The 25,193-nt window shown below is 67.4% G+C and carries 32 protein-coding genes; 22 read left to right on the top strand and 10 right to left on the bottom strand.

Going from position 1 to position 25,193, the window contains the following annotated elements; genetic code table 11:
* Genes B0I00_RS05960 through pyrE form a run of 5 tightly spaced genes read right to left on the bottom strand, consistent with a single transcriptional unit; the run spans window position 1 to window position 3,734 of the window.
* Window positions 1-1,104 carry an AI-2E family transporter gene (locus tag B0I00_RS05960; protein WP_100866372.1) on the bottom strand — a complete coding sequence of 368 codons (1,104 nt, stop codon included), beginning with the start codon at window positions 1,102-1,104 and terminating at the stop codon, window positions 1-3.
* Window positions 1,104-2,024, bottom strand: coding sequence for a signal peptidase I (gene lepB / locus B0I00_RS05955; protein ID WP_232730124.1), 921 nt, complete (start codon window positions 2,022-2,024; stop codon window positions 1,104-1,106). The genes B0I00_RS05960 and lepB overlap by 1 nt, the downstream gene beginning before the upstream one ends.
* Complete coding sequence (acpS, locus tag B0I00_RS05950; RefSeq protein ID WP_100866371.1) at window positions 2,021-2,425, bottom strand: holo-ACP synthase; 405 nt, start codon at window positions 2,423-2,425, stop codon at window positions 2,021-2,023. Before acpS ends, lepB begins: the two co-directional genes overlap by 4 nt.
* A complete protein-coding gene (locus B0I00_RS05945) occupies window positions 2,422-3,150 on the bottom strand; it encodes a pyridoxine 5'-phosphate synthase (protein WP_100866370.1) in 729 nt (242 codons plus the stop codon). The genes acpS and B0I00_RS05945 overlap by 4 nt, the downstream gene beginning before the upstream one ends.
* Complete coding sequence (gene pyrE / locus B0I00_RS05940; RefSeq protein ID WP_100866369.1) at window positions 3,150-3,734, bottom strand: orotate phosphoribosyltransferase; 585 nt, start codon at window positions 3,732-3,734, stop codon at window positions 3,150-3,152. The genes B0I00_RS05945 and pyrE overlap by 1 nt, the downstream gene beginning before the upstream one ends.
* A 193-nt stretch (window positions 3,735-3,927) precedes the next feature.
* Here pyrE and coxB point away from each other — a divergent pair, with 193 nt between their 5' ends.
* The 16 genes from coxB to B0I00_RS05865 all read left to right on the top strand — a co-directional run bounded on the left by coxB (window position 3,928) and on the right by B0I00_RS05865 (window position 16,097).
* Window positions 3,928-5,067, top strand: coding sequence for a cytochrome c oxidase subunit II (gene coxB / locus B0I00_RS05935; RefSeq protein WP_100866368.1), 1,140 nt, complete (start codon window positions 3,928-3,930; stop codon window positions 5,065-5,067).
* A 29-nt stretch (window positions 5,068-5,096) separates the two neighbouring features.
* The gene (gene ctaD / locus B0I00_RS05930) at window positions 5,097-6,791 is read left to right on the top strand and encodes a cytochrome c oxidase subunit I (RefSeq protein WP_100866367.1); all 1,695 of its coding nucleotides are present in this window, start codon (window positions 5,097-5,099) and stop codon (window positions 6,789-6,791) included.
* 73 nt (window positions 6,792-6,864) lie between these two features.
* Window positions 6,865-7,824, top strand: a complete 960-nt coding sequence (locus B0I00_RS05925) for an alpha/beta fold hydrolase (RefSeq protein ID WP_100866366.1) — start codon at window positions 6,865-6,867, stop codon at window positions 7,822-7,824.
* Between the two features lie 26 nt (window positions 7,825-7,850).
* Window positions 7,851-8,762, top strand: coding sequence for a heme o synthase (locus tag B0I00_RS05920; RefSeq protein WP_100866365.1), 912 nt, complete (start codon window positions 7,851-7,853; stop codon window positions 8,760-8,762).
* A gap of 4 nt (window positions 8,763-8,766) precedes the next feature.
* On the top strand, window positions 8,767-8,907 hold the full coding sequence (locus B0I00_RS17150) for a hypothetical protein (RefSeq protein WP_198519144.1): 141 nt from the start codon (window positions 8,767-8,769) through the stop codon (window positions 8,905-8,907).
* Window positions 8,904-9,494, top strand: coding sequence for a cytochrome c oxidase assembly protein (locus B0I00_RS05915; RefSeq protein WP_100866364.1), 591 nt, complete (start codon window positions 8,904-8,906; stop codon window positions 9,492-9,494). The genes B0I00_RS17150 and B0I00_RS05915 overlap by 4 nt, the downstream gene beginning before the upstream one ends.
* A gap of 64 nt (window positions 9,495-9,558) precedes the next feature.
* Window positions 9,559-10,380: a cytochrome c oxidase subunit 3 gene (locus tag B0I00_RS05910; protein WP_100866363.1), complete on the top strand. Its 822-nt coding sequence runs from the start codon at window positions 9,559-9,561 to the stop codon at window positions 10,378-10,380.
* A 5-nt stretch (window positions 10,381-10,385) separates the two neighbouring features.
* Window positions 10,386-10,781 (top strand): DUF983 domain-containing protein, encoded by a 396-nt coding sequence (locus tag B0I00_RS05905; RefSeq protein ID WP_100866362.1) that lies wholly within the window; start codon window positions 10,386-10,388, stop codon window positions 10,779-10,781.
* Window positions 10,778-11,371, top strand: a complete 594-nt coding sequence (locus tag B0I00_RS05900; RefSeq protein WP_100866361.1) for an SURF1 family cytochrome oxidase biogenesis protein — start codon at window positions 10,778-10,780, stop codon at window positions 11,369-11,371. The genes B0I00_RS05905 and B0I00_RS05900 overlap by 4 nt, the downstream gene beginning before the upstream one ends.
* Before the next feature lie 53 nt (window positions 11,372-11,424).
* The gene (gene thrC / locus B0I00_RS05895; RefSeq protein ID WP_100866360.1) at window positions 11,425-12,828 is read left to right on the top strand and encodes a threonine synthase; all 1,404 of its coding nucleotides are present in this window, start codon (window positions 11,425-11,427) and stop codon (window positions 12,826-12,828) included.
* Between the two features lie 22 nt (window positions 12,829-12,850).
* Window positions 12,851-13,711, top strand: a complete 861-nt coding sequence (locus tag B0I00_RS05890; protein WP_408635215.1) for a class I SAM-dependent methyltransferase — start codon at window positions 12,851-12,853, stop codon at window positions 13,709-13,711.
* A gap of 9 nt (window positions 13,712-13,720) precedes the next feature.
* Window positions 13,721-14,092, top strand: a complete 372-nt coding sequence (locus tag B0I00_RS05885) for a dihydroneopterin aldolase (RefSeq protein WP_100866358.1) — start codon at window positions 13,721-13,723, stop codon at window positions 14,090-14,092.
* Complete coding sequence (locus B0I00_RS05880) at window positions 14,092-14,421, top strand: Rossmann fold domain-containing protein (RefSeq protein ID WP_100866357.1); 330 nt, start codon at window positions 14,092-14,094, stop codon at window positions 14,419-14,421. Before B0I00_RS05885 ends, B0I00_RS05880 begins: the two co-directional genes overlap by 1 nt.
* Window positions 14,418-15,410: a GTP 3',8-cyclase MoaA gene (gene moaA, locus B0I00_RS05875; RefSeq protein ID WP_100866356.1), complete on the top strand. Its 993-nt coding sequence runs from the start codon at window positions 14,418-14,420 to the stop codon at window positions 15,408-15,410. The genes B0I00_RS05880 and moaA overlap by 4 nt, the downstream gene beginning before the upstream one ends.
* 3 nt (window positions 15,411-15,413) lie before the next feature.
* On the top strand, window positions 15,414-15,650 hold the full coding sequence (locus B0I00_RS05870) for a MoaD/ThiS family protein (RefSeq protein ID WP_100866355.1): 237 nt from the start codon (window positions 15,414-15,416) through the stop codon (window positions 15,648-15,650).
* A 3-nt stretch (window positions 15,651-15,653) separates the two neighbouring features.
* On the top strand, window positions 15,654-16,097 hold the full coding sequence (locus B0I00_RS05865; protein WP_100866354.1) for a molybdenum cofactor biosynthesis protein MoaE: 444 nt from the start codon (window positions 15,654-15,656) through the stop codon (window positions 16,095-16,097).
* 160 nt (window positions 16,098-16,257) lie between these two features.
* On the opposite strand, the gene B0I00_RS05860 is transcribed toward B0I00_RS05865, so the two are convergent.
* Window positions 16,258-16,761, bottom strand: coding sequence for a hypothetical protein (locus B0I00_RS05860; RefSeq protein ID WP_232730123.1), 504 nt, complete (start codon window positions 16,759-16,761; stop codon window positions 16,258-16,260).
* Window positions 16,762-16,948: 187 nt separating this feature from the next.
* Here B0I00_RS05860 and rplU point away from each other — a divergent pair, with 187 nt between their 5' ends.
* The 3 genes from rplU (at window position 16,949) to B0I00_RS05845 (ending at window position 18,454) form a co-directional block, all read left to right on the top strand.
* Window positions 16,949-17,371, top strand: coding sequence for a 50S ribosomal protein L21 (rplU, locus tag B0I00_RS05855; protein ID WP_100866353.1), 423 nt, complete (start codon window positions 16,949-16,951; stop codon window positions 17,369-17,371).
* Window positions 17,372-17,390: 19 nt separating this feature from the next.
* The gene (gene rpmA, locus B0I00_RS05850; RefSeq protein ID WP_100866352.1) at window positions 17,391-17,657 is read left to right on the top strand and encodes a 50S ribosomal protein L27; all 267 of its coding nucleotides are present in this window, start codon (window positions 17,391-17,393) and stop codon (window positions 17,655-17,657) included.
* A 221-nt stretch (window positions 17,658-17,878) separates the two neighbouring features.
* Entirely contained in the window at window positions 17,879-18,454 is a 576-nt protein-coding gene (locus B0I00_RS05845) for a GNAT family N-acetyltransferase (RefSeq protein ID WP_100866351.1), read from the top strand.
* A gap of 69 nt (window positions 18,455-18,523) precedes the next feature.
* Here the strand turns inward: B0I00_RS05845 and B0I00_RS05840 are convergent, their stop codons facing one another.
* Complete coding sequence (locus B0I00_RS05840) at window positions 18,524-19,429, bottom strand: metal-dependent hydrolase (protein WP_100866350.1); 906 nt, start codon at window positions 19,427-19,429, stop codon at window positions 18,524-18,526.
* 28 nt (window positions 19,430-19,457) lie between these two features.
* Here B0I00_RS05840 and B0I00_RS05835 point away from each other — a divergent pair, with 28 nt between their 5' ends.
* The gene (locus B0I00_RS05835) at window positions 19,458-20,054 is read left to right on the top strand and encodes a TetR/AcrR family transcriptional regulator (protein WP_100866349.1); all 597 of its coding nucleotides are present in this window, start codon (window positions 19,458-19,460) and stop codon (window positions 20,052-20,054) included.
* On the opposite strand, the gene ygfZ is transcribed toward B0I00_RS05835, so the two are convergent.
* On the bottom strand, window positions 20,042-20,752 hold the full coding sequence (ygfZ, locus tag B0I00_RS05830; RefSeq protein WP_100866348.1) for a CAF17-like 4Fe-4S cluster assembly/insertion protein YgfZ: 711 nt from the start codon (window positions 20,750-20,752) through the stop codon (window positions 20,042-20,044). The two genes, B0I00_RS05835 and ygfZ, sit on opposite strands and share 13 nt — an antisense overlap.
* A gap of 38 nt (window positions 20,753-20,790) precedes the next feature.
* Here ygfZ and pyrC point away from each other — a divergent pair, with 38 nt between their 5' ends.
* Window positions 20,791-21,834, top strand: coding sequence for a dihydroorotase (gene pyrC / locus B0I00_RS05825; RefSeq protein ID WP_100866347.1), 1,044 nt, complete (start codon window positions 20,791-20,793; stop codon window positions 21,832-21,834).
* Here pyrC and rarD read toward each other — a convergent pair.
* The gene (gene rarD / locus B0I00_RS05820) at window positions 21,831-22,730 is read right to left on the bottom strand and encodes an EamA family transporter RarD (RefSeq protein ID WP_100866346.1); all 900 of its coding nucleotides are present in this window, start codon (window positions 22,728-22,730) and stop codon (window positions 21,831-21,833) included. The two genes, pyrC and rarD, sit on opposite strands and share 4 nt — an antisense overlap.
* Before the next feature lie 302 nt (window positions 22,731-23,032).
* Here rarD and B0I00_RS05815 point away from each other — a divergent pair, with 302 nt between their 5' ends.
* Window positions 23,033-23,761, top strand: coding sequence for a hypothetical protein (locus B0I00_RS05815; protein ID WP_100866345.1), 729 nt, complete (start codon window positions 23,033-23,035; stop codon window positions 23,759-23,761).
* Here the strand turns inward: B0I00_RS05815 and astD are convergent.
* Complete coding sequence (astD, locus tag B0I00_RS05810; protein WP_100866344.1) at window positions 23,748-25,163, bottom strand: succinylglutamate-semialdehyde dehydrogenase; 1,416 nt, start codon at window positions 25,161-25,163, stop codon at window positions 23,748-23,750. The two genes, B0I00_RS05815 and astD, sit on opposite strands and share 14 nt — an antisense overlap.
* Window positions 25,164-25,193 lie beyond the last annotated feature (30 nt).

Here is a 25,193-nt window from a genome sequence, read left to right as displayed (position 1 = left end):
CTAAGCCGTCGCCTCCTCGTTGCGGGCCGAACGGTGCTCGAGCATGATCTTGATCATCGCGACCAACGGGTCGGCCAGGGCCAGCCCGAGGATGCCGAACAGAGCCCCCATGATGAGCTGGGCGCCCATCACCAGCGCGGGAGCGAGATCGGCGGTCTTCTTGGCGACCATCGGCACGATCAGGTAGCCGTCGACCGTCTGGACGACGAGATAGACCGCTATGCAGAAGAGTCCCATTTCGGTTCCGCCAGAAAATCCGACCAGCACCATCAGCAGCCCCGAGATCGGCGCGCCGATGTTGGGCAGGAACGCGAGCAGGCCGGTCAAGAGGCCGAGCAGCGCCGACATCGGCACGCCATAGACCGCGAGCAGGATCCAGGTCGCGACCCCTTCCACCGCCATGCCGATCAGGCGCCCGAACAGCAGGCGGCGCAGGGTCTGCCCCATGGTGGAGAACATGTCCTCGAACTGCGAGCGTTCCCGGGCCGGGATCAGCCAGGCAAAGCCGCGGCGGTAGAGGTCGGGCTCGACCGCGAAATAGATGCCGAGGACGACGATAAGAAAACCGGTGGTCACCCCGCCCAGCACGCCGCCGAGCGCGGAAGTCAGTTGCCCGATCCCGCCGAGCGCGCGTTCGGCAAGGCCCTGAAGAGAGGAGCCGTCGACCTTGAACCCGTGGGTCGACAGCCAGCCCACCACGCGATCGGCCTGGGTCATGACCAAGGCTGGAAATTCGGCTGCCTGCTGCGCGATCTGCGATCCGGCGAACAGCATCAGCCAGACCAGGAACAGCGCGGTCAGCAAAAGCACGATGGTCACGCGCCAGCCGCGGCCGATCGGCACGACCCGGCCCAGCAGACGCGACCCGCCATCGATCATCGCGCCGAAAACGACGCCTCCGAAGATCACCAGCAGCGCCTGTGCCTGGTAGATAGCGAGCCCGACAAGCACGATCAGGCCGATCCAGACCAAGGCGCGCTTGGCTTCCTGGCGGACGAAAGGATCGGCAATGTCGGCGGGGCTGGCGGTCTGCGGCACGTCGGCTGCCGCGGCTTGGGCGGTTGCCGGCTTGCGGGCGCGGCGGGGCTTGGCGGCTTCGGCCATTAGTGTCCCTTCGGTACGTGAATCGGGCGCAGGCTGGTCCAGCTTCGGCCCGGGCGCAAGGCCCGCCAGAGGCTCCAGGGGTTCCAGGTCTGGCTGCCGTCGAGCGAAAAGGTGATGAACTCGGCGCGGCCGCCCACGTCGGAGAGCGGCACCGGACCGCCCAGCCCGTCGCTGTCGAGCGGGAAGCGGCTGTCGGCCGAATGATCGCGGTTGTCGCCCATCAGGAAGACGTGGCCCGGTGGGACCACGGTTTCCGGCATCGTGTTGCCCGGGCCATAGCGGTTGTCGCGGATGATCAGGTAAGCCGCGCCGTTGGGCAGGGTTTCCTGCAAGGTTGGCGGCTCGATCACGGCTGTCCCGGATGGCAGACGAGTCTGGTAGGGGGCGAATTCCTCGTAACAGTAATAGGCCGGGGTGCGGTCCTTGCAGGTCAGCAGCAGGTCGGCGGGAAGCTGGACGGGCGGCACCTCGGCCTGGGGAACGGGCTTGCCGTTGAGGACGATCTGGCCGTTGATCACCGCGATCCGGTCGCCGGGCAGGGCAACGACGCGCTTGATCAGGTCGTCGGTCCGGTTGCGCGGCACGACGATGACGATATCGCCATATTGCGGAGTTGCGCCGAGCAGCCGCCCGTCGCTGCGCGGCAGCACGTGGAAGCTCGCCGAGGCCCAGTTCCAGCCATAGGGAAACTTCGACACCACCAGCCGGTCGCCGACCAGCAGGTTGGGCATCATCGAGATCGACGGGATATAGAACGGCTTGGCAATGAAGCTGTGGAAGGCCAGCACCGCCAGCAGCATCCAGGCCAGCCCGCGCAGCTCTGCCCACCAGTCGACCGGCGTCGCCTCCTCCGCATCGGGAGCAGGGACTGGCGCCGCCCGACTGGCAGCGCTTTGCAGGGGGCTGGTGTCGTCGGTCACAGGTGCGGCCGGGCCTCGATCACGACGAAGGCCTGGGCCCAGGGATGGTCATCGGTCAGGGTAAGGTGGACGATGGCTTCGTGTCCCAACGGAATGAGCGCAGCAAGCCGCGCCGCCGCGCCGCCGGTGAGGGCCAGCGTCGGCGCGCCAGAACGCGCGTTGATGACGCCGATGTCCCTCATGAACACCCCGGCCTTGAATCCTGTTCCGACCGCCTTCGAAAAGGCCTCCTTGGCGGCAAAGCGCTTGGCCAGGGTCCCGGCCCGGGTGAACGGGCGCCGTGCCGCCTTGGCGCGCTCGATCTCGGTAAAGACCCGGTTCTCGAACCGCTCGCCGAAGCGGTCGAGCGAGGCCTGGATGCGCTCGATGTTGCAGAGGTCGGAGCCGATCGCGACGATCACCGTGCCGCATCCATCAGTTCGCGCATCTTGAGCACCGCGGTTTCCAGCCCGCAGAAGATCGCCTCGCCGATGAGGTAGTGGCCGATGTTGAGCTCGGCCAGTTGCGGAATCGCCGCAACCGGCTGGACGTTCTCGTAGGTCAGGCCGTGGCCGGCGTGGGGCTCGATCCCGTTCTTGGCGGCGAGCGCGGCCATGTCGGCCAGCCGGCGCAGCTCGTGTGCGCGAGCTTCGCCTGTCGCATGGGCGTATTCGCCGGTGTGCAGTTCGACCACCGGGGCCTTCAACCGCATTGCCGCCTCGATCTGCCGCTCGTCGGGGGCGATGAACAGGCTCACGCGGATACCGGCGTCGCCGAGGCGCTGGACCATCGGGTAGAGGCGGTTGTGCTGGCCGGCGGCGTCGAGCCCGCCCTCGGTCGTACGCTCCTCGCGCCGTTCGGGCACGATGCAGGCGGCGTGGGGGCGGTGACGCAGCGCGATCTCGAGCATCTCGTCGGTCGCGGCCATCTCGAGGTTCAGCGGCAGGCTGGTTGCCGCCTGGATCCGGGCGAGATCCTCGTCGCGGATGTGGCGGCGGTCTTCGCGCAGGTGCGCGGTAATCCCGTCGCCGCCGCAGGCCGCGACGATCTGCGCCGCGCGGACCGGGTCGGGGTGATCGCCGCCGCGCGCGTTGCGGATCGTGGCGACGTGGTCGATGTTGACCCCGAGGCGCAGGCGCGGCGGCATCACGGCTGGGCCCGGCTGCCCGGCTTGGTCACCGGCACGGCGGCGAGTTCGGCCGGGACCTCGTCGTCGGCATAGGTCGGGAAGTTGAGCGCTATCAGCGGGTAGAACGGCACGCCCAGATCGACCGTGCCGCCCGAACGGTCGACCAGCGAAGCGCCCGCGACGACCACGCCGCCGGCTGCCTCGATCGCCTTGATCGCCTCGCGGCTCGACAGGCCGGTAGTCACCACGTCCTCGACCATAAGCACCTTTTCGCCCGGCTCGAGAGCGAAGCCGCGGCGCAGTTCGAAGGTCCCGGTCGGACGTTCGACGAACATCGCCTCGACCCCCAGTGCGCGGCCCATTTCGTGGCCGATGATGACCCCGCCCATCGCCGGCGCGACCACCTTGGCGATGTCCTTTCTGAGGTCGCGGGGCAGGGTCGCGGCCAGCGCGGCAGCCAGGCGCGAGGCGCGCATCGGGTCCATCAGCACGCGCGCGCATTGCAGGTAATGCGCGCTGTGGCGCCCCGAGCTGAGCAGAAAATGCCCTTCAAGCAGTGCCTTGCTGGCGCGGAACTCGGCAAGGACGTCTTCGGCTTGCATGTCTGGTATGGCCTTTGTGCGGATCGCGGGAAGCCCCTGCGTCAAGCGGGTGGGGGCGCTGTCATTTTTTCCCCTAGAGGCGCTTGAGGTGCCCTGCAAGCGCGCGTATAGGCCCATCCAAATTGTCTCCCACAGGGGCGGGAGGAGGCATGCCTGTCTTCTGCCGCACGGGAAAGCGAAAGCACGAGGAACGATGAGATTCGGCCATTTCGCCCGCGCCGCGGGTCACGCGTTCAAGGGTCTTGGACTCGCACTTGCCCTTTGCGCGGTTCCGCAGGTTGCCGCGGCGACGGCCCCGGGCGTGGGCACCGTCAGCGGCGCTCCGGCCAGTTCCGCCCCGGTTGACAAGCTGGCGACGCCGGCTCCCGCCGCCACCGCATCGGCTGCCGCGGCCGAAGCCGCATCGGCGCCTGCAGTTGCCGCACCGGCCGCGCCAGCCATCGATCCCAACGATCCGCACTTCAAGGTCGCTCCGGGCGGTTACGTCCCGATGAAGCCGACCGAAGGCAAGGGCATGCCGGTCAACGGCGGGATCAACGTCCAGGACCAGTATTCGCCCAACGGCGAGGTTGCGCTCGGCCTTCACCACTGGCTGTTCTGGGTCATGGTGGTGATCACCCTCTTCGTCCTGGCGCTGCTGGTCATCGTTGCCGTGCGCTTCAACAAGCGCGCCAATCCGACCCCGTCGAAGACCAGCCACAACACGCTGCTCGAAGTGGTGTGGACCGCGGTGCCTGTGCTGATCCTCGTGGTCATCGCCGTGCCGTCGCTGCGCCTCCTGGCCAAGCAATACACTCCGGCGCCGGAAAGGGCCGTGACCGTCAAGGCCACCGGCAACCAGTGGTTCTGGACCTACACCTATCCCGACAACGGCGGGATCGAGGTGATCTCGAACATGCTCGAGCATGACAAGGCGATCGCCAACGGCGAACCCTCGCAGCTCGCCGTCGACAACCGCATGGTCGTGCCCGTGGGCGAACCGATCCGTCTGCAGGCGACCGCCGCCGACGTGATCCACTCGTTCGCCGTGCCCTCGCTGTGGTTCAAGATCGACGCCGTTCCCGGCCGCATCAACGAACGCGTGATGGTGATCACCGAACCGGGCGTCTACTACGGCCAGTGTTCGGAACTGTGCGGCGCGCGCCACGGTTACATGCCGATCGCGGTCGAGGCGCTGCCCCGCGACAAGTTCAACGCCTGGGTGATTGCCCAGGGTGGCAAGATCGACGGCGCTCCCGAAGCGCCCGCCGCTCCGGCCGCCGCTCCGGCTCCGGCTCCGGCCAGTGCCGCTCCCGCCGCCGACGCTTCCGCTGCTGCCAAGCCGGCCGCCTGAGCCAGAATAAAAGAGGACCAGGGTTCATCATGGCTACCACCGCCGACCAGTTCCACGCTCACGAAGAGCATGGCCACGCGCACCACGATCATGATCACAAGCCGGCGTTCTTCGCCCGCTGGTTCATGTCGACCAACCACAAGGACATCGGCACGCTGTACCTGATCTTCGCCATCATCGCGGGGATCATCGGCGGCGGCATCTCGGGCATCATGCGCCTGGAACTGGCGCATCCGGGTATCCAGTACCTTGGCGCGATCGCCACCTGGATGGACGGCAAGCCGGCGGAAATGAACGACGCGCTCCACCTGTGGAACGTGCTGATCACCGCCCACGGCCTGATCATGGTGTTCTTCCTGGTCATGCCAGCGATCATCGGCGGGTTCGGCAACTGGTTCGTGCCGCTGATGATCGGCGCCCCGGACATGGCCTTCCCGCGCATGAACAACGTGTCGTTCTGGCTGACCGTGGCCGGGTTCTGTTCGCTGATGCTGTCGGCCTTCGTGCCGGGTGACGCGACGGGCAACGGCGCGGGCATCGGCTGGACCGCCTATGCACCGTTGTCGACCTACGGCTCCAACGGGCCGGCGACCGACTTCGCGATCTTCTCGCTGCACCTTGCGGGCGCGGGCTCGATCATGGGCGCGATCAACTTCATCACCACCATCTTCAACATGCGCGCACCGGGCATGACGCTCCACAAGATGCCGCTGTTCGTGTGGTCGGTGCTGGTCACCGCCTTCCTGCTGCTGCTGGCTCTGCCGGTCCTTGCCGCGGCGATCACCATGCTGATCACCGACCGCAACTTCGGCACGACCTTCTTCGATCCGTCGGGCGGCGGCGATCCGGTGCTCTACCAGCACCTGTTCTGGTTCTTCGGCCATCCCGAAGTGTACATCATGATCCTGCCGGCCTTCGGCATCATCAGCCAGATCGTCTCGACCTTCTCGAAAAAGCCGGTGTTCGGCTATCTCGGCATGGCCTACGCCATGGTCGCGATCGGCGTCGTCGGGTTCATCGTGTGGGCCCACCACATGTACACCACCGGCATGAGCCTCAACGTGAAGATGTATTTCACCGCCGCCACCATGGTGATCGCGGTGCCCACCGGCATCAAGATCTTCTCGTGGATCGCGACGATGTGGGGCGGTTCGATCGAGTTCAAGAGCCCGATGGTCTGGGCGATCGGCTTCATCTTCCTGTTTGTGGTCGGCGGCGTGACCGGCGTCTACCTCGCCAACGGCGGGATCGACGACGTCGTCCACGACACCTACTTCGTGGTGGCGCACTTCCACTACGTGCTGTCGCTGGGCGCCGTGACCGGCCTGTTCGCAGGGTTCTACTACTGGTTCCCGAAGATGAGCGGGAAGATGCACAGCGAGTTCCTCGCCCACGTCCACTTCTGGATCTTCTTCATCGGCGTGAACCTGATCTTCTTCCCGCAGCACTTCCTGGGCCTGCAGGGCATGCCGCGCCGCTATCCGGACTATGCCCCGGCCTACGAGCACTGGAACACCCTGTCGTCGTGGGGCTACGCGGTGATGGGGGTCAGCCTGATCGTCTGGTTCATCAACATCATCTACGCCTACACCGCCGGCAAGAAGGCCGAGGACAATTACTGGGGCGAAGGCGCGACGACGCTCGAGTGGACGCTGTCCAGCCCGCCGCCGTTCCACCAGTTCGAGACCCTTCCGGTCATCGAGGACGACAAGGGTCACCACTGATCCCTGCAATCGTCCACTGGACAAAAAGACGCCCCGGCCACACGGTCGGGGCGTTTTTCGTTGGGAGTGAACGATGCCTGATTTTCGCATGATCGATACCGGCGAGGTGACCCTGCGCTGTGCCATCGAAGGCAGCGGGCCGCTGGCCGTGATGGTCCATGGCTTTCCCGAAAGCTGGTATTCGTGGCGCCACCAGATCGGCCCTGTCGCCGAGGCCGGCTTCACCGCCTGCGCGATCGACGTGCGCGGCTATGGCGGATCGGACAAGCCGCCCCGGGTCGAGGACTACACGCTCGAAAAGATCGCCGGTGACCTCATCGGGCTGGGCGACGTGCTTTCTCCGAACGATAGCTTCGTCCTGATCGGCCACGACTGGGGCGCGCCGATCGTGTGGAACACGGCCTTTACCCGGCCCGACCGGATCCGCGCCGTCGCCGGTCTGTCGGTGCCGTTCTCGGGCGCGCCGCAGCGCCCCTTCACCGAGGTGTTCCGCGAACACTTCACCAGCAAGGGCCGGTTCTTCTACCAGGAATACTTCCAGGAACCGGGCGTGGCCGAGGCCGAGGCCGAGGCCGATCCGCGCCATTTCGTCGAGCGGATGATGTATTCGATCAGCGGCGATGTGCCGCCGGGCAATTACTGGGACAAGGCGCTCGGCGCGACCTTCCTCGAAGGACTTCCGGATCCGCAGGCCGTGCCGTGGCTGACTACGGAAGACCTCGATTACTACGGCAACGAGTTCGCGGGCTCGGGGTTTCGCGGGCCGCTCAACCGATATCGCAATCACGAACGCGACCACGCCTGGCTTTCCCCGATGCAGGGCCGGCAGCTCGAGCAGCCGTGTCTGTTCATCGGCGGCGATCGCGATCCGGCGACCACGCTGTTCGGCGCCGTCGCCGATCCGGTTGCCATGATGCGGATGTTCGCGCCCAGGGTCGAAGGTCACGTCCTGGCCGGGGTCGGGCACTGGACCCAGCAGGAACGGCCGCAAGAAGTGAACGCGCTTCTTATCGATTGGTTGAAGCGGCTGTAGCGCGCGCCTATAGCGCCGCCTGAATCATGACCGCTTCTGCTGCCCCCGCCGTTCCCTTGCCCGCCGACTGGCGCGATTTCTTCGCGCTGACCAAGCCGCGGGTGATGAGCCTGGTGATCTTCACCGGCCTGTGCGGCCTGCTCGCCGCGCCGGTCGCGATCGATCCGATCCTGGGCTTCACCGCGATTCTTTGCATCGCCGTGGGGGCGGGGGGCTCGGCCGCGCTCAACCAGTGGTGGGAAGCCGATCTCGACGCGCAGATGAAGCGCACCGCCCAGCGGCCGCTTCCGGCCGGGCGCATGGACCGGACGGTGGCGCGCGATTTCGGGATCGGCCTGTCGGTCGGCTCGGTGCTGGTCATGGGGCTGGCGGTGTCGTGGCTGGCCGCGGCGATCCTGGCGCTGTCGATCATCTACTATTCGGTGGTCTACACCATCTGGCTCAAGCCGCGCACCCCGCAGAACATCGTGATCGGGGGCGGGGCCGGGGCCTTTCCGCCGATGATCGGCTGGATCGCGGCGACCGGCGACGTGACGCTGATGCCGGTGCTGCTCTTCGCGATCATCTTCTTCTGGACCCCGCCGCATTTCTGGGCGCTCGCCCTGTTCGTCGAGACCGACTACGCCAAGGCGGGCATTCCGATGATGCCGGTGGTTGCCGGCCACCAGTCCACCCGCCGCCAGATCCTGGTCTATGCGGTGCTGTTGCTGCCGCTGACCATGGCGCCGTTCTGGCTGGGCGTGGCCGGCTGGCTCTACGGCATCAGCGCGCTGGTCCTGTCGGGTCTGTTCCTGCTGCTGGCGCTGCGGGTCGCGGTGTTCCGGGGCGGGGCGGCCGATGACGACATGCGGCCGGAAAAGCGCCTGTTCGGATTTTCGGTGATCTATCTCTTTGCCCTGTTCGCCATGCTGGTGGCGGACCGTTTCCTGATAGGATAGCGCAATGGAACTGCCCCCGACCCCCGAAGAGGAACGCGCCCGCATCATCCGCGGCCGCAACCGCGCCCTGGCACTGGTGCTGGCCGCCTTTGCCGTGCTGTTCTTCTTCATCACCATCGCCAAGATGAAGGCCGGCGCACCATGACCGCCGCCGCCACGCTCGAACGTGGCAAGCGTCGCACCGCGCTGATCATGGCCGGCGTGGCGCTGGGCATGCTGGGCCTCGGCTTTGCCGCCGTGCCGCTATACCGGATCTTCTGCCAGGTCACCGGCTTCGGCGGCACGACCATGCGGGTGAGCGAGGCGCGGGCCGCGACGGTCAAGGCCGGAACGCAGACCATTTCGGTGCGCTTCGACGCCAATGTCGACCGCGGGCTGGGCTGGCGCTTCCAGCCGCAGCAGGTCACCCAGGACATGCGCATCGGCCAGCGCAAGCAGGCCTTCTACTGGGCCGAGAACACCTCGTCCCAGTCGATCACCGGAGTCGCCAGCTTCAACGTCGAGCCCGAGCAGGCCGGCAAGTACTTCAACAAGATCCAGTGCTTCTGCTTCAACCAGCAGACCCTCCAGCCAGGGCAGAAGGTCGACATGCCGGTGATCTACTATGTCGACCCCGCGATCGCCACCGATCCGGAGACGAAGGACATCCAGCAGATCACGCTCAGCTACACTTTCCACAGGGCGGCGGACGGCGGCGCAAAGATACTGGACCGGGCCGATCCGGCGCGATAAGGGCGACGGGCATTACCGGCGGCCGCGCGCTGCCGACAGGGACGAAAGACAGGGACCAGAGCACATGGCCGGTACGAAGAACCACGAATACCACATCCTTCCGCCCGATATCGTCCCCCTGACGACCACCCTTGGCGCGCTGACCTTCACCAGCGGCATGGTCCTGTTCATGCACGACCTGCCCGGCGGCAAGTTCGTGCCGTGGCTGGGGCTGGCGCTGCTCCTGGCAAGCATGTTCAGCTGGTTCGGCAAGATCGTGAACGAGGCCCACGCCGGCGATCACACGCCCGTCGTCCAGCTTCACCAGCGCTACGGCATGATCCTGTTCATCGCATCGGAAGTGATGTTCTTCGTCGGCTGGTTCTGGGCCTTCTTCGACTTCGCGCTGTTCCCGTCCGACCTGACCGAGGTCGTCGGCGGGCAGTTCCCGCCCAAGGCGATCGAAGCGGTGATGGATCCCTTCAACCTGCCGCTGCTCAACACGCTGATCCTGCTGTGCTCGGGCACCACGGTGACCTGGGCCCACCACAGCCTGATCCACGGCGACCGCGAAGGCCTCAAGAAGGGCCTGTGGGCGACCATCATCCTCGGCGTCGTCTTTTCGATGATCCAGGCCTACGAATACGCCCACGCCCCCTTCGGCTTCGGCGGCAACACCTACAGCTCGGCCTTCTACATGGCGACCGGCTTCCACGGCTTCCATGTGATCGTCGGCACGATCATGCTGATCGTCTGTCTGATCCGCGCCTACCGCGGCGACTTCACCCCCAAGCAGCACTTCGGCTTCGAAGCCGCCGCCTGGTACTGGCACTTCGTCGACGTGGTGTGGCTGTTCCTGTTCGTCGCAGTCTATGTCTGGGGCGGCTGGGGTTACGCGATCCACTGATTGCCGTGAGCGACGATACCGTCACGAACAAGGGGCAGCCCGGCCTTGGCCAGGCTGCCCTTTTCGGTCTCTGCCCCGACTGCGGCGCCAGGACGCTGATGCAGGGCCTGGCCTCCTTCGCCCCGCGCTGCCGGGTCTGCGGGCTCGACTTCTCGCGCTACAATGTCGGCGACGGGCCAGCTGCCTTCCTGACCACCGTGATCGGCGCGCTGGTCGTGGTCCTCGCCATGGTTGTCGAGTTCAGCTTCGAGCCGCCGTGGTGGGTGCATCTGGTGCTGTGGACCCCGCTGATCGTGCTGGCCACGATCCTGGGCCTGCGGGTCAGCAAGGCCGCGCTGCTGATTGCCGAGCACCGCCGCCAGGCGCGCGAGGCGACGTCGAGCGACGTGGTCAAGCCATGACCCTGCGGCGCCTGCCGCTGCTGCCGACCGCACTGGTGCTGATTGCGGTCGCGGTGATGGTGCGGCTCGGGTTCTGGCAACTTGACCGGATGCACCAGAAGGACGCACTGCTGGTGCTTTATGCCCGCAATCAGGCGCTGTCGTCGGAGGCCTTGCTGTTGGCCGACAAGGCCTCGCGCGAACAGACGTGGTTCCGCCACACCACGCTTGACTGCAAGGGTGCCGGCATGACGCGGCCGATGGCCGGTCACAACGTCCAGGGGCAAACCGGCTGGGCGCAGTGGGGAAAGTGCTACGGACCCGATGGACGGACACCAGTGGCCGAGATCAACTATGGATGGAGCACCGACCCGCGCGCCGTTGCCTACGGCGCCGGAACGGTCGGCGGGATCATCGCGCCGGACGGAGCAAACGGGGCAAGGGTGGTGTCCGCCCGGCCGCTTCCCGGCCTGCAGCCCAGCGCTGCGCCCAATCCGGCAGACATGCCGAACAACCACCTGTCCTACGCGGTGCAGTGGTTTGCCTTCGCGGCAACGGCGCTGGTCATCTATGCGCTGGCCCTGCGCAAGAAAATGTCGTCGGTGGCCTGATCCCGATGCGCGGGGTTTCTTTATCGCCGCGTTGCCGCTAACGGCCCCGCTTGATGGAATACGTCTCGACCCGTGGCAGCGCTCCGGCGCTTGATTTCGAAGGCGCGACGCTGGCGGGGCTGGCCAGCGATGGCGGGCTCTACGTGCCGCGCGAATGGCCACGCTTCACCGAGGCCGAGATCGCCGGGCTGGCCGGACTGCCCTATGCCGAACTTGCCGCGCGGATCATGCAGCCGTTCGTCGGCGACAGCCTGACGCCCGAGCGGCTGCGCGAACTGACCGCCAAGGCCTATGCCCGGTTCGCCCACAAGGCGGTGACGCCGCTCAAGCAGCTCGACGAACAGCAATGGCTGCTCGAGCTGTTCCACGGACCGACGCTGGCCTTCAAGGATGTCGCGCTGCAACTGCTCGGCCTGCTGTTCGAAGAGTTCCTGTCGCGCGGCGGCGATCCGCTGACCATCGTCGGGGCGACCAGCGGGGATACTGGATCGGCCGCGATCGATGCCGTGGCGGGGCGCGCCCGCGTCGATATCTTCATGCTGCACCCCAAGGGCCGGGTCAGCGACGTGCAGCGCCGCCAGATGACCACGGTGCTGTCGCCCAACGTTCACAACATCGCGATCGAAGGCTCCAGCTTCGACGATGCCCAGGCCATCGTGAAGCGGATGTTCGGCGACACCGCGATGACCGGGCGCTTCGCCATCGGGGCGGTCAATTCGATCAACTGGGCGCGGCTGATGGCGCAGGTGGTCTATTATTTCGCCGCCGCGCTGCAGCTTGGCGCGCCGCACCGCAAGGTGGCTTTCGCGGTGCCGACCGGCAATTTCGGCGATGTCTTCGCCGGCTATGTCGCGGCGCAGATGGGCCTGCCGATCGAGCGGCTGATCGTTGCCACCAACGTCAACGACATCCTCCATCGCGCGCTCAGCACCGGCGACTATTCGGCCGGAACGGTCACGCCGACGGCGGCGCCGTCGATGGACATCCAGGTCTCGTCCAATTTCGAACGCCTGCTGTTCGACGTCGGCGGGCGCGACGGCAAGGCCCTGGCGGCGCAGATGACCGGCTTCGAAGCGACGCGGGCGATGCAGCTGACCAACGCCCAGCGTGAAGGCGCGGCAAGGCTGTTCACCAGCGCCCGCGCCGATCCGGACCAGATGGCCCAGGCGATCCGCTGGGCCTTCGATGCCAGCGGCGAGCTGCTCGACCCCCACACCGCGATCGGGCTTCACGCCGCGCGCACCGCCGGGATCGATCCGGCCGTGCCGGTGGTGACGCTGGCGACGGCGCATCCGGCCAAGTTCCGCGATGCTGTCGAACGGGCCACCGGGCACCGGCCGATCCTCCCGGCGCGGCTTGGTGACCTGTTCGAGCGCGAGGAACGGCTGGTCGACCTGCCCGGCGATTACGACGCCATTGCCGCCTACGTCGCGGCCCACGCGGTGCCGCGTGGCTGAACTGGTCGAAACGCCGGTCGTCATGGCTGGCGCGGCCTGGGATGACTACGGGCTGATCGATTCGGGCGACGGGCGCAAGCTGGAGCGGTACGGTCCGCACCGCTTCATTCGCCCCGATACCCAGGCCCTGTGGCGCCCCAGGCTGGAGCGCTGGGCCAGCGACGGCGAGTTCGTGCCCGGTTCGGACGAGGATGGCGGTGGCCGCTGGCAGTTCGCCCATCCCGTGCCGCAGGAAGGCTGGCCTCTGGCCTGGAACGAGGTGCGCTTCACTGCCAGTTGCACGCCCTTTCGCCACCTCGGTTTCTTTCCCGACATGGCCCCGGTGTGGGACTGGATGGGCGAGCAGCTTGAAGGCCGCGGCGATGCGGCCACGATGAACCTGTTCGGCTACACCGGGGTCGGCACCCTGGCGCTGTCGCGCTTTGGCCCCGTCACCCATGTCGATGCCAGCAAGAAGTCGGTCGCCCAGGCCCGCGCCAACGCGGCGCTGGCGGGGATGGACGATCGCCCGGTCCGCTGGATCGTCGATGATGCCGCCAAGTTCGCCGCGCGCGAGGTGCGCCGCGGCAAGCGCTATGACGGGATCATCCTCGATCCGCCCAAGTTCGGCCGCGGTCCCGAGGGCGAGGTCTGGCGACTCGAGGAGCACCTGCCCGGCTTGATCGAGCATTGCCGCGCGCTGCTCGATGACGACAGCCGCTTCCTGTTCCTGACGGTCTACGCCGTGCGGATGAGCAGCCTCGCTCTGGCCGGCCTGCTCGACGAGGTATTTGCTGACCTGCCCGGGCGGATCGAACATGGCGACCTTGCCATGCGCGAGGAAGGCGAGGGGGGGCGCCTGCTCCCCACGGCGATCTTCGCGCGCTGGTCCAATCCCGGCTAAGGGGCGCTCATGGCCGATTCGCTGATTCTCGAAGTTGCCGATTTCGAATACGATGTCCTGACCGGCATCTATTCGGAGGAGACCGGCCGTCCCCAGCCGCTGCGCTTCACCATCCAGGCCCGGTTGAAGCCGATCGATCGCTACGATCCCGACACCCCGCTGTCGGCCAGCAAGAATTACATGGACCTCAAGTTCGCGGCCGCCGAAGCGCTGCCCGAGGGCGTCCACTTCAAGTTGATCGAGGCGGTGGCCGATCACGTCTGCGAAACCCTGTTCCTCCAGGACGCCCGGGTCGAGGCGGTCACGGTAAAGATCGTCAAGCTGGCAATCAGCGAGAATGGCGAGCAGATCGGCATGACCCTGACGCGCGAGCGGCGCTGATGGAGCGGCGGGACGTCACTGGCCTTCCCGACGATCCAGTTTCCGCCGCGGCCGCCTTCTACGCTGCGATCGCTCCGACCCTTGCCGGCAGCGACGACGTTACCCTGGTTTTCGAGGCGGCCGATCACACGCATTCCGCCTGGCGGCTTGCGGCGGTGCAGTCACTCGCGCGGGCGCGGGTGCCGGGGCGGGTAAATGCCCTGTCGGGCGGCAGCGAGGCGGCCCGCGTTGCGGCCATCGCCTATCTGGCCAAGGCCCCGGGTTTGACCGGGCAGTATCTGCCGCTGGATGACAGCGGGGCCGGCGCCGTGATACCCGTTGCACCATGAGCCTTGTCGACCAGTTCCAGCGGCGCATCACCTACCTGCGCCTGTCGGTCACCGACCGCTGCGACCTGCGCTGCACCTACTGCATGCCCGAGCGGCAGACCTTCCTGCCGCGTGATCAGGTGCTAAGCCTGGAAGAACTGCACCGGCTGGCCCTGGGCTTCATCGCACGCGGGGTTACCCGCATCCGCCTGACCGGCGGCGAGCCACTGGTGCGCCGCGACATGATCGAACTGGTCCGGGCGCTGGGCCGCAAGCTGGGCGACGGGCTGGACGAGCTGACCCTGACCACCAACGGCATGGCGCTGGGCCGATTCGCCGAGGACCTAGCCGCGGCCGGGGTGCGCCGGATCAACGTCTCGCTCGACACGCTGGACCGCGATCGCTTCGCGGCGCTGGCCCGGCGCGACGGGCATGGCCAGGTGCTCGACGGGATCGCGGCGGCGCGTGCGGCGGGGCTGGCGGTCAAGATCAACGCCGTGGCGCTGAAGGGCATCAACGAAGGCGAGATCCCCAACCTGCTCGAATGGGCGCATGGGCAGGATATGGACCTGACCCTTATCGAGGTCATGCCGCTGGGCGAGGTCGAGGCCGATCGCGTGGACCAGTACCTGCCGCTTACGCAAGTGCGCGAACAACTCGATCGCCGCTATGCGCTCACGCCCAGCGCCCACCGCACCGGCGGTCCGGCGCGCTATTTCGACGCGGCCGAAACCGGCGGGCGGATCGGCTTCATCACCCCGCTGACAGGCAATTTCTGCGATGGGTGCAACCGCGTGCGGGTGACCGCGACCGGGCAACTGCACCCCTGCCTCGGCGGGCACGAGATGGTCGACCTGCGCGCCGCGCTGCGCTCCGCCGATCCCGACGCGCAACTGTCCGCTGCGCTCGACCGCGCCATGGCGATCAAGCCGGAGCGCCACGGCTTCGCGATCCGCGAGCGCGGCGCAGCGCCAGCGCTGGCGCGCCATATGTCCGCCACCGGAGGCTGAGCCGTGGCCCGGCTGGTCTTCCTCGGCCGCCTGGCGGACCTTGCCGGTGCGGGCGAACGCGCGGTCGAACCCGGCCCGCTCGCAGAGGTGCTGGCCCTGCTCCCGCCCGACCTTGCCATTGCCCTGCTCGACGAGCGGGTGCGAATAGCGCTCAACGGCGAGCTGGTCGGCGGTCCCGAATCGATCGTCCTGCGTCCCGGCGACGAACTGGCCTTCCTGCCGCCGGTCAGCGGGGGATAGGGCGTGGCGACCGAAGTTCACCTGCTGACCCATCCGTTTCATCCCGGCCAGTATGTCGGTCCCTTTACCACCGCGCACCCGGGACTCGGCGGGGTCTGCACCTTCGTCGGCGAGGTGCGGGGCGAGAACGGGGTCGAGGCGCTGGAACTGAGCCACTACGAGCCGCTGACCCTGCCCGGGATGAAGGCGCTGGCGCAGCGGGCTGTGGCGCGCTTCGGCCTGATGGGGATTCTCGTCGTCCACCGCAGCGGGGTCATGCTGCCGGGCGAACCGATCGTTTGCGTGTCCGCCGTCGCCAGCCATCGCCGCGCCGCTTTCGACGCGGTCGATTTCGCCATGGACCATCTCAAGAGCGATTCGTGGTTCTGGAAGCGCGAGAAGCGCTGCGGGACCTGGCGCTGGATCGATCCGCGACCCGACGATTACGCGGCGCGGGACCGCTGGTAGCCAAATGACGCCGCCGCCTTGATCCAGGTCAAGGCGCACCGCGCAGTTCTGCGGCAGGCAGGGGCGTGGTGATCGGCAAGCTTGTCGATCAAGGTCCCCCCGCCGCCAGGTGCGGCACTGGCCGTCCTGCTCCCCTTGGCAGGGCGGCCTTCTTTATCGATCAGGAGCGCAGCCGGCCCTTGAGATCGGCGAGGACCTGGTCCTGTTCGCTGACGATGGTGATCACCCGGTCGCGCGCCGCGGCAATCGCGGTGGTATCGGCGCGTTCGATTCCCTTGGCGGCGTAGAGCGCGTCGAGATCGGCCAACGCGATCATCGCCTGGCTGCGCTGCGATTCGAGATCGGCGAGGGCAACGGTCGCGACGGCCCACGATTCGCTCGCCACGGCAGACCCCGCGGCCGCGCCGACCAATGCGCGCGCGCGCGGTGCGTTGGCGCGGAACTTCGCGTCGGCGGCGCGGGCCTGGGCGACCATCCCGTCGAGGGTTCCCGCCAGCTGGGGGTCGACCGGGGCTGGCGCCGGGGCTTCGGTGGATGGCGCGACCGGCGCGGTTCCGCTGACCCGCTCGGCCGGACGGCGCGCGAGGCTGGGGAAATCGCCCTGCGCGCTGGAGCAGGCGGACAGCAGCAGCGGAACGGTGGCGGCAAGCAGGATCGGACGCATGGCAATGCCATAGCATGGACTCATCGAGTTGCCAGCGCGCGTCATTTTCAGCCAAACCACCGTTGACAGGAAGGGGCCGTTCGACTAGGCGCGGCGCTTCTTATCGGACCCTTGCCGTCAGGCCGGGGCCGGTGCGCTGCCCGCACTGTGGCTGGGTGGTTTGGAAAAACGAACGGATAGAAGCACCATGTTCGCAGTTGTGCGCACGGGCGGCAAGCAATACCGGGTTGCCGCCGGAGACAAGATCGCGGTCGAGAAGCTGGCTGGCGAAGCCGGTGACAAGATCACCCTGGGCGAAGTCCTGCTGGCCGGCGACGGCGGCGAGATCAAGGACGCCGCCGGCGTGCTCGTGTCGGCCGAGATCATCGCCCAGGCGAAGTCGGAGAAGGTGATCGTCTTCAAGAAGCGTCGCCGCCACAACTATCGTCGCCGCAATGGCCACCGCCAGCAGATGACCCTGCTGCGCATCCTGTCGGTCGGCGCCGAGGAAAAGAAGGCTGCCAAGAAGGAAGCCGCTCCCAAGGCCGAAGCCGCCACGGCAACTGCCGCCGATGCGCCGGCCAAGAAGGCTCCCGCCAAGAAGGCCGCCAAGGCCGCTGACGCAGAATAAGATTTCGGAGTAGTTCGACATGGCACACAAGAAAGCAGGCGGTTCGTCGCGTAACGGTCGTGATTCGGCCGGCCGTCGCCTTGGCGTGAAGAAGTTTGGCGGCCAGGACGTCGTCGGCGGCAACATCATCATTCGTCAGCGCGGGACCAAGGTGTACCCGGGCGCCAACGTCGGCATGGGCAAGGATCACACCCTGTTTGCGCTGACCGAAGGCCGCGTGCGCTTCCACGAAGGCAAACTCGGCCGCAAGTACGTCTCGGTCGATATGGCGGTCGCCGCCGAATAACCGGATGGTCGCTGATGGGCCATCCTTGATGGGATGGCCCCCGCCGGACATGCGCTCCGGCTGAACGAGGGAGAGGGGCCGACCCGTCTCCCTCTTTTCGTCTCTCCCTCTGCACGGCTTTCCGGACCGGACCTGCCATTCGGGCAACCGGTCGAAATCCGTAACGGCACTGTCACGCATGCGGGTTAGGGCCCGCGCGGGGCATGAATGGGAGATGTGACGTGTTCATTCGCAGCGAAAGATTGTTCCTGCGGCCCGGTTGGCCCGAGGACTGGCAGGAATTGCTCAGCCGGATCGCCGACGAATCGGTGGTTCGCAACCTTGCCAAGGCGCCGTGGCCCTATACGGCCGAGGACGCCCGCTGGTTTGCCAGCCAACCGCAGGACGAACGGCTTCCGCACTTCTTCGTGACGCTGCCGACCAGCGCCGCTCCGGCCGAACTCATCGGCTGCGTCGGGCTCGGCGAAATCGATGGCGAGGTGGAGCTGGGCTACTGGTTTGCCCGCGACCACTGGGGCAAGGGCTATGCCACCGAGGCCGCCCGTGCCGTGCTGCGGCTGGCCAAGGTGCTTGGTCATCGTCACCTGGTTGCCGGGCACTTCCTGGACAATCCGGCATCGGGTGCCGTGCTGCGCAAGGCCGGGTTCAGGCCGACGGGCCGCGTGCGCGAACGCTACAGCCTGGCGCGCGGGTGCAAGGCGCAGTCGGTGGAACACCGGATCGAACTTGGCCGTCCGAGCGACTGCGATGGCGGGGGCAATGACGCCGACCTTGCCAGCGCCATGCGAGCGGCATGAGGTTCCGAAAAGAATGAAGGCCCCGGCGACGAACCGGGGCCTTTTCATTTGCTGGCCGTGCGGTGCCGATCAGGCGGCTGCAAGCCGCGCGTCGGGAAACTCGCTTTCCGCCCTGCCGATCAGCGCGCGATCGTCATGCTTCCAGGGATGGAAGCCGGGCAGGAAATAGGCCACCCAGTGCGGCGCGATCTTGCGCAGCACGCCGGGCGTGCCGACCAGGTACCAGGCCAGTCGCGCCTTGACCTTCCACCCGGTCAGGCCATCCTGGGCGAGCAGGTCGAGCGTATCGGCCCAGCGGTTCCGGATGAAGTTGTAGGTGATCAGCAGCATCATGACGCTCTTCAGCTTCCAGCGCCGCCAGCGGCTCCAGTCGCGGGTCGCGTGCAAGTAGGTGTCGAAAGCGACGCCCTTGTGCTCGATCTCTTCCATCGCGTGCCAGCGCCACATCGCCGCGGTCTCGGCCTCGGCACCCTTGAAGTGGCGCGGGTTGCCCAGAAACTCGCTCGCCATGATCGCGGTGTAGTGTTCCAGCGCGATCGTCGCGGCCAGGTTGACGATCGGCGGGCGCGACTTGATCAGGGCGAAGATCTCGTCCAGCCGCGCGTCGATCTTCGACAGGTCGTATCCGGCCTCCACCGCCGCCTTGTTGAAGGCGATGTGCTCGCGGGTGTGGTTGATCTCCTGCTTGACGAAGGCGCGGATCTCGGCCTCCAGCTTGGGCGAGGCGCCGTCACGGAAGGCCTTCACGGCTTCGATGAACATGGTCTCGCCGCGCGGGAAGGTGGCCGACAGCGCGTTGTGCCACGCCGTGCCGATCGGATCGCCGCCCAGCCACCAGCGGCCCGGCTTTTCGCCGCGGCCAAAGCGCGCATCACGCACGGTGATGACGAGATCGTCGGGCGTGGGAATCGCGGAAACCTTGCCTGCAAGGGCGGTCGGTTCTACGGCAAGGGGGATCTTGGCGGGAGCGTTCATGCTCCACAATGTAGTTTAACTTACATCGATGTCAATAAGGAAGCGCCTCAGCCAGGAAGAAAGCCGCACCGTGGCTCTGGAAGCCGCGCGCTCGATACTGATCGAACTGGGCCCGCAGGCGGTGACGCTGAAGGCCGTGGCGGCGCGAATCGGGCGCACCCATGCCAACCTGCTGCACCATTTCGGATCGGCGGCGGGTCTGCAGAAGGCGCTGGCGCGGCACCTGGCCGAAACGATCTGCGCCACGATCGAGGATGCGGTGATCGCCAGTCGCAGCGGGTCCGGTTCGGCGCGCGAAGTGGTCGACCTGACCTTCGACGCCTTCGACAAGGAAGGCGGCGGCGCGCTCGCCAGCTGGATGCTGGCCAGCGGCAACGACGACGCGCTCGATCCGATCATCGACGTGATCCACGATCTGGTCGATGACCTCGACGAGAACGGTTCGGGCCAGATGCGCGAGACCACGCACACCCTGGTTCTGATGGCGCTGGGCGATGCGCTGATGGGCGGGCCGCTGGCCGCCTCGCTCGAACTGCCGCGCAACGCTGCGCGCGGCATGGCCGAGGCCATGCTGGCCGAAGCGGCGGTGAAGGCCGGGCTGGTGCCGGGGCCTCAGTCGCCCTGAAGCCACGCGGGCCGCGCGTCCGCCGGGATATCATCCGCGCGCCGATGATCGACGGCAAGGCCCAGCGCCGGATAGGCGGCGCGCTGCCGGGCCGGATCGCTGTCTGCCAGAGGCACCACCACCAGCCGCCGGTTGACCTTCTGCCGCCAGTTCATTCGCGCGGTGTTTTCCTGGCCGACATAGCAGCCCTTGGTGAAGCTTACCCCGTTCAGCTCCGCCGCGTTGCATTCCAGCCAGAGGAGGTCGCCAAGTTCGGCCTTGCCTTCGCAGACACCAAGCGAAAGACGGTGCGCAAGCCATTGATCCGACGCATCGTCATCGCCCAACCGTTCGATCCAGCGCTGGCCCAGCGTGGCCAGCCGCGGATCGGGCGAGGGGCCGTCGCCGGCGCGCCAGTGGACCCCCAACGCCGGATCCCGGGCGATGCCGATCTTGCGGCGCAGGCGGTAGAGCGACAGCCGCCTGCCAAGCCCATCTGCTTCGGCCGTCTCGCAATCGAGCAGCAGGTCCGCGCCATCGGCCCAGACCAGGAAATCGAACAGCACCTTGCCCTGCGGGCTGAGCAGCGCGGCCCAGACCGGCAGCGAGCCGGTCACGTCGTTGGTGACCAGCCCTTGCAGGAAAGCGGCAACGTCTTCCCCCGGTTCGAGCGGAGTGAGGCGGATCACGGCGCGGTCGGCCAGCAGCGTTGCAGTCATGGGTGACAGATAGGGTGCGTCGTGACTAAGGGAAAGGCATGACGCCGCCTGCGACTCTCACCATCCGCCGCCCCGACGACTGGCACGTTCATTTGCGCGATGGCGCAATGCTGACCGGGGTGCTGCCCTACACCGCGCGCCAGTTCGCCCGCGCGATCGTCATGCCCAACCTGTCGCCGCCGATCTCGACCGTTGCGGCCGCCGCGGACTACCGGGCGCGGATCCTGGCGGCGCTGCCGGCCGGCAGCGATTTCACGCCGCTGATGGTTGCCTACCTTATCGACGGGATCGATCCAGAGGAACTGGCTCGCGGGCACGAGGAGGGCGTCTATACCGCGGCCAAGCTCTATCCCGCCCACGCCACCACCGGGTCGGCCCACGGGGTCACCGACGTCGCAAGGATCCGTCCGGCTCTGGAACGCATGGCCAAGATCGGCATGCCGCTGCTGGTCCACGGCGAAGTGACCGAGCACGACGTCGACGTCTTCGATCGAGAGGCCGTCTTCATCGAGCGCACACTCGCGCCGCTGGTGCGCGACCTGCCCGAACTGCGCGTCGTGTTCGAACACATCACCACCGAGGAGGCGGCGCAGTTCGTCCTTGCCAGCGGACCGAACGTCGCCGCGACGATCACCCCGCAGCATCTCCACATCAACCGCAACGCCATGCTGGTCGGCGGGATCCGCCCCCATGCCTATTGCCTGCCGGTGGCCAAGCGCGAAAAACACCGTCTGGCGCTGCGCCAGGCGGCAACGTCGGGGAGCGCGAAGTTCTTCCTTGGCACGGATACGGCGCCTCATGCCAAGCACCTCAAGGAAGCGGCGTGTGGCTGCGCGGGCATCTTCAACGCGCCCCATGCGCTTGAAAGCTATCTGGCGGTGTTCGACGAGGAGGGCGCGATCGACCGGTTCGAGGGCTTTGCCAGCCTCCATGGCCCGGCGTTCTACCGTTTGCCGGTCAACCAGGGCACGATCACGCTGGAGCGCGCACCGGTCACCGTTCCCGAGGTGATCGACGCCAATGGCACGGCGATCGTGCCGTTCCATGCCGGCGAAACGCTTGGCTGGCGTTTGGCGAACTAGGCAGCGGCGGAGCGGCGCTGGACGATCAGGTCCCAGACGAACAGCGCTATCGCCGACCAGATCAGCATGAAGCAGATCAATTGCGCGGGGCGCAGCTCTTCGCCGAACACGGTCAGCGCCAGGACGAAGCTGATCGTGGGCGAGAGAAACTGGATCATGCCAAGGGACGAATAGTCCATCCTTCGCGCCGCGCCCGCAAACAGCAGCAGCGGCGTTCCCGTGAGCACCCCGCCCAGCGCCACGAGCAGCCCCTGCGACGGCGAAATCGCCATGCCCGACCCGCTCGGCCCACTGGCGTACCAGGCGGCGACGGCGAGGGCGGCGGGCAGCAGGATAAGCGTTTCGATGGTCAGGCCGGGCAGCGGCGCGACGGAGGCGGTCTTGCGGATCAGGCCGTAGATGCCGAACGAGAGGGCCAGCGACAGGCTGACCGCCAGCATCTCGCGCGCGCCGAAGGCCAGCACCGCAACCCCGGCCGTGGCGAGGCCGACTGCAATCCATTGCCGCGCGTTGAGCCGTTCCTTGAGCACGAGAGTGCCCAGCGCGACGTTGACCAGCGGGTTCATGTAGTAACCCAGGGCGGCGGCAAAGACGTGGCCGCTGTTGACCGCGGCGGTAAAGACCACCCAGTTGATCGCGATCAGCCCTGCGCTGGCGACCAGCCGCAGCCGCGTTGCCGAATCGCCCAGCGCGGCCTGCAGATCGGCCCAGCCGGAGGTGACGGCGAGGATCGCGAAACAGAACGGCAGCGTCCAGACGATCCGCCACGCGACGAACTCGACCGCGGGCAGGGCCCGGACGGTCGTCATGTAAAGCGGTAGCAGGCCCCAGATCACATAGGCGCCGAGCGCCATCGATAGGCCGCCGCCGGGCCGGGCTTGTCGGGGTGCGTGCATGGTGACGCGGCGCTAGACGGCGCAGCAAGGCGCGGCAAGCCCCCCTTCTCCAGCCTGTCGGTCCTGTTGCACCCCGTTCAGGCACGCTTTGCTACGGGTGGGCGGATAACGCTGTATCGGATCTGGCCGCACATGCTGCGGCCCCGCGATGCGAGGCGGAAAATGCCCCTCGATCCTCGTGCAGTCCGACCGTTCCGCAGCCGCGGGTCGCACTTGGTGCGCTGCGGGGAAACGCCCCCGGCCCCATTGCCGGGGGCGTTTCTTTAACCAACGCACAAGGCCAAGGCGTTACAAGGCGCGCGATGTGCAAGCCGATCCTGTTCACCATGCTGGCCCTTTCTGCCTGCACCCGCCCGGACGAAGAGCCTGGCGAAACGGTGGACCGCGATCCAGTGATCGCCGCGGCGCTGGCCGACCCGCTGCTCGCCGATCCGGACCTGACCGGCCAGAACATGGGCGGCGCGGCGCTGACCGGTGGCGGACCGGCGACGGCGCCGATCCCACCCGACAAGCGTGGCCGGGACGAAAGCGACGCGGCCCTTGCTGCCGCGCGCGACCTGCTGGGCGGAACGATCGAACCGGCCCCGCCTGCGGCCACCAAGCAGACCGCCTCGCGCCTGGCCGGCGCGCTCACCGCGCCGGCGATCGCCAGGGCGCTGGGCCTGGGCACGCCGGCCTGCGCCGATCGTGTCGATTACAGCGCGATCTGGGCCGCGCGGCTCGCGCCGCCGTTCGAGGTCTATCCGCGCGGCCATGTCGGCCAGTCGGCGGGGACCGACGCGCCAGGCTGCCGCTTGCGGGTCGTTGGGTTCTCGACACCAGTCGCTCCCGACGAGGTACTGGCCTTCTACGCCACCCGCGCGCGGCGCGCGGGATTTGCCGTGGCGCGCCGCGACGAAGGCGCCGACTCGGTGCTGAGCGGCGGCAAAGGCACGGCGCGCTATGCCGTCGCGGCACGCGACCGAGGCGATGGCCTGACCGAAGCGATTCTGGTGGTCAGCGCGCCCGGGAGCGCCGCTACCCCTCGCTGAGGCCAACGCCGATCGCGGCGCGCGGCTGGTCCATTTCGGTCGAGGCGACCGGATAGGCGCAGTAATCCGCCGCGTAATAGGCGCTCGGCCGATGGTTGCCCGACAGGCCTACCCCGCCGAACGGCGCGGCCGACGAGGCGCCGTTGGTCGGGCGGTTCCAGTTGATCACCCCGGCGCGGATATTGGCCCAGAAGCGGTTGTAATCGGCCGGACTGCCGCCGATCAGCGAGGCCGACAGCCCGAAACGGGTGTTGTTCGCCTCGGTAATGGCCTCGTCGAAATCGTCGACCCTGATCACCTGCAGCATCGGCCCGAAAAGTTCGACATCGGGCCGGTCCTTTACCCCGGTCACGTCCATGATCGCGGGCGACAGGAAGGGCAGGTCGCCCTGGGGTCGGACCATGTGCTTGATCGCCTTGCCACCATGGCTGAGCAGGTAGAGGAAGCTTTCGGTCAGCCCGTCGGCCGAGGCATTGTCGATCACCGGGCCCATGAACGGGGCGGGATCGTCGAACGGTGCGCCGACGATGATCCGGTCGGCCAGGCGCTTCACCTCGCCGATCATCGAATCGTAGAGCGATGCCTTGACGATCAGACGGCGACCGGCCGTGCAGCGCTGCCCGGCGCTGGTGAAGGCCGACTGGACCACCAGGGCCGCCGCATCGGCGATCTTGGGGGTATCCCACAGCACGATCGGATTGTTGCCGCCCATTTCGAGCGCGACGATCTTGTCCGGGCGGGCGGCCAGCTTGCGGTTTATTGCAATCCCGGCGTGCGCCGATCCGGTGAAGAGAACTCCGTCGATCCCCTCGTTCGCGACCAGCGCCTGGCCTTCCTCCGGACCGCCGATCAGCAACTGGACAGCGGCGGCGGGCACGCCGGCGCGATGAAAGCACTGGACCAGCGCCTCGCCGACGGCCGGGGTCTTTTCGCTTGGCTTGAAGACGATGGCGTTGCCCGCGATCAGCGCGGGCACGATGTGGCCGTTGGGCAGGTGGGCCGGGAAGTTGTAGGGGCCGAGCACGGCCATCACGCCGTGCGGTTTGTGTCGCAGCGCCGCGCTGCCCTGGATTGCGCTGTCCAGTTTGCGCTGGCTGGTCCGCTCCGCATAGGCACGGATCGAGATTTCGACCTTGTTGACGACGCTTTCGACCTCGGTCCGTGCTTCCCACAAGGGCTTGCCGGTTTCGCGCGCAATCAGCGTGGCAAGCTTTTCGCCATCCTTGCGTACTTCGTTGGCAAAGCGGCGGACCAGTTCCATCCGCGTTGACAGCGGCTGGGCGGCCCAGGCCGGCCAGGCTCGGCGGGCGCGACCGACGATATCGGCAACGTCGCCGCGCGGGGCGCGCCACAGCTCTGCCCCGGTGGCCGGTTCGAACGAAACGATGTCTGACGTATTCAAGCTGGCGTCCGCCCCCGTTTGCGATCCCTT

The organism is Novosphingobium kunmingense (genome assembly GCF_002813245.1).
Classification (GTDB): Bacteria; Pseudomonadota; Alphaproteobacteria; order Sphingomonadales; family Sphingomonadaceae; genus Novosphingobium; species Novosphingobium kunmingense.
Note: the sequence above shows the minus strand (reverse complement) of the source record. Positions and strands in the feature narration are given on the sequence as shown.

Bases quoted from the DNA above. Each gene is read 5' to 3' on its own strand.
- B0I00_RS05920 (WP_100866365.1), top strand. From the start codon at position 7,851: ATGACCGCTTCTGCTGCCCCCGCCGTTCCCTTGCCCGCCGACTGGCGC.
- rpmA (WP_100866352.1), top strand. From the start codon at position 17,391: ATGGCACACAAGAAAGCAGGCGGTTCGTCGCGTAACGGTCGTGATTCG.
- B0I00_RS05910 (WP_100866363.1), top strand. From the start codon at position 9,559: ATGGCCGGTACGAAGAACCACGAATACCACATCCTTCCGCCCGATATC.
- B0I00_RS05835 (WP_100866349.1), top strand. From the start codon at position 19,458: ATGTCAATAAGGAAGCGCCTCAGCCAGGAAGAAAGCCGCACCGTGGCT.
- B0I00_RS05915 (WP_100866364.1), top strand. From the start codon at position 8,904: ATGACCGCCGCCGCCACGCTCGAACGTGGCAAGCGTCGCACCGCGCTG.
- B0I00_RS05900 (WP_100866361.1), top strand. From the start codon at position 10,778: ATGACCCTGCGGCGCCTGCCGCTGCTGCCGACCGCACTGGTGCTGATT.
- B0I00_RS05890 (WP_408635215.1), top strand. From the start codon at position 12,851: ATGGCTGGCGCGGCCTGGGATGACTACGGGCTGATCGATTCGGGCGAC.
- ctaD (WP_100866367.1), top strand. From the start codon at position 5,097: ATGGCTACCACCGCCGACCAGTTCCACGCTCACGAAGAGCATGGCCAC.
- moaA (WP_100866356.1), top strand. From the start codon at position 14,418: ATGAGCCTTGTCGACCAGTTCCAGCGGCGCATCACCTACCTGCGCCTG.
- B0I00_RS05960 (WP_100866372.1), bottom strand. From the start codon at position 1,104: ATGGCCGAAGCCGCCAAGCCCCGCCGCGCCCGCAAGCCGGCAACCGCC.
- ygfZ (WP_100866348.1), bottom strand. From the start codon at position 20,752: ATGACTGCAACGCTGCTGGCCGACCGCGCCGTGATCCGCCTCACTCCG.
- thrC (WP_100866360.1), top strand. From the start codon at position 11,425: ATGGAATACGTCTCGACCCGTGGCAGCGCTCCGGCGCTTGATTTCGAA.
- coxB (WP_100866368.1), top strand. From the start codon at position 3,928: ATGAGATTCGGCCATTTCGCCCGCGCCGCGGGTCACGCGTTCAAGGGT.
- B0I00_RS17150 (WP_198519144.1), top strand. From the start codon at position 8,767: ATGGAACTGCCCCCGACCCCCGAAGAGGAACGCGCCCGCATCATCCGC.
- B0I00_RS05880 (WP_100866357.1), top strand. From the start codon at position 14,092: ATGGAGCGGCGGGACGTCACTGGCCTTCCCGACGATCCAGTTTCCGCC.
- pyrE (WP_100866369.1), bottom strand. From the start codon at position 3,734: ATGCAAGCCGAAGACGTCCTTGCCGAGTTCCGCGCCAGCAAGGCACTG.
- pyrC (WP_100866347.1), top strand. From the start codon at position 20,791: ATGACGCCGCCTGCGACTCTCACCATCCGCCGCCCCGACGACTGGCAC.
- rplU (WP_100866353.1), top strand. From the start codon at position 16,949: ATGTTCGCAGTTGTGCGCACGGGCGGCAAGCAATACCGGGTTGCCGCC.
- B0I00_RS05925 (WP_100866366.1), top strand. From the start codon at position 6,865: ATGCCTGATTTTCGCATGATCGATACCGGCGAGGTGACCCTGCGCTGT.
- B0I00_RS05885 (WP_100866358.1), top strand. From the start codon at position 13,721: ATGGCCGATTCGCTGATTCTCGAAGTTGCCGATTTCGAATACGATGTC.
- rarD (WP_100866346.1), bottom strand. From the start codon at position 22,730: ATGCACGCACCCCGACAAGCCCGGCCCGGCGGCGGCCTATCGATGGCG.
- B0I00_RS05840 (WP_100866350.1), bottom strand. From the start codon at position 19,429: ATGAACGCTCCCGCCAAGATCCCCCTTGCCGTAGAACCGACCGCCCTT.
- B0I00_RS05860 (WP_232730123.1), bottom strand. From the start codon at position 16,761: ATGCGTCCGATCCTGCTTGCCGCCACCGTTCCGCTGCTGCTGTCCGCC.
- B0I00_RS05815 (WP_100866345.1), top strand. From the start codon at position 23,033: ATGTGCAAGCCGATCCTGTTCACCATGCTGGCCCTTTCTGCCTGCACC.
- B0I00_RS05945 (WP_100866370.1), bottom strand. From the start codon at position 3,150: ATGCCGCCGCGCCTGCGCCTCGGGGTCAACATCGACCACGTCGCCACG.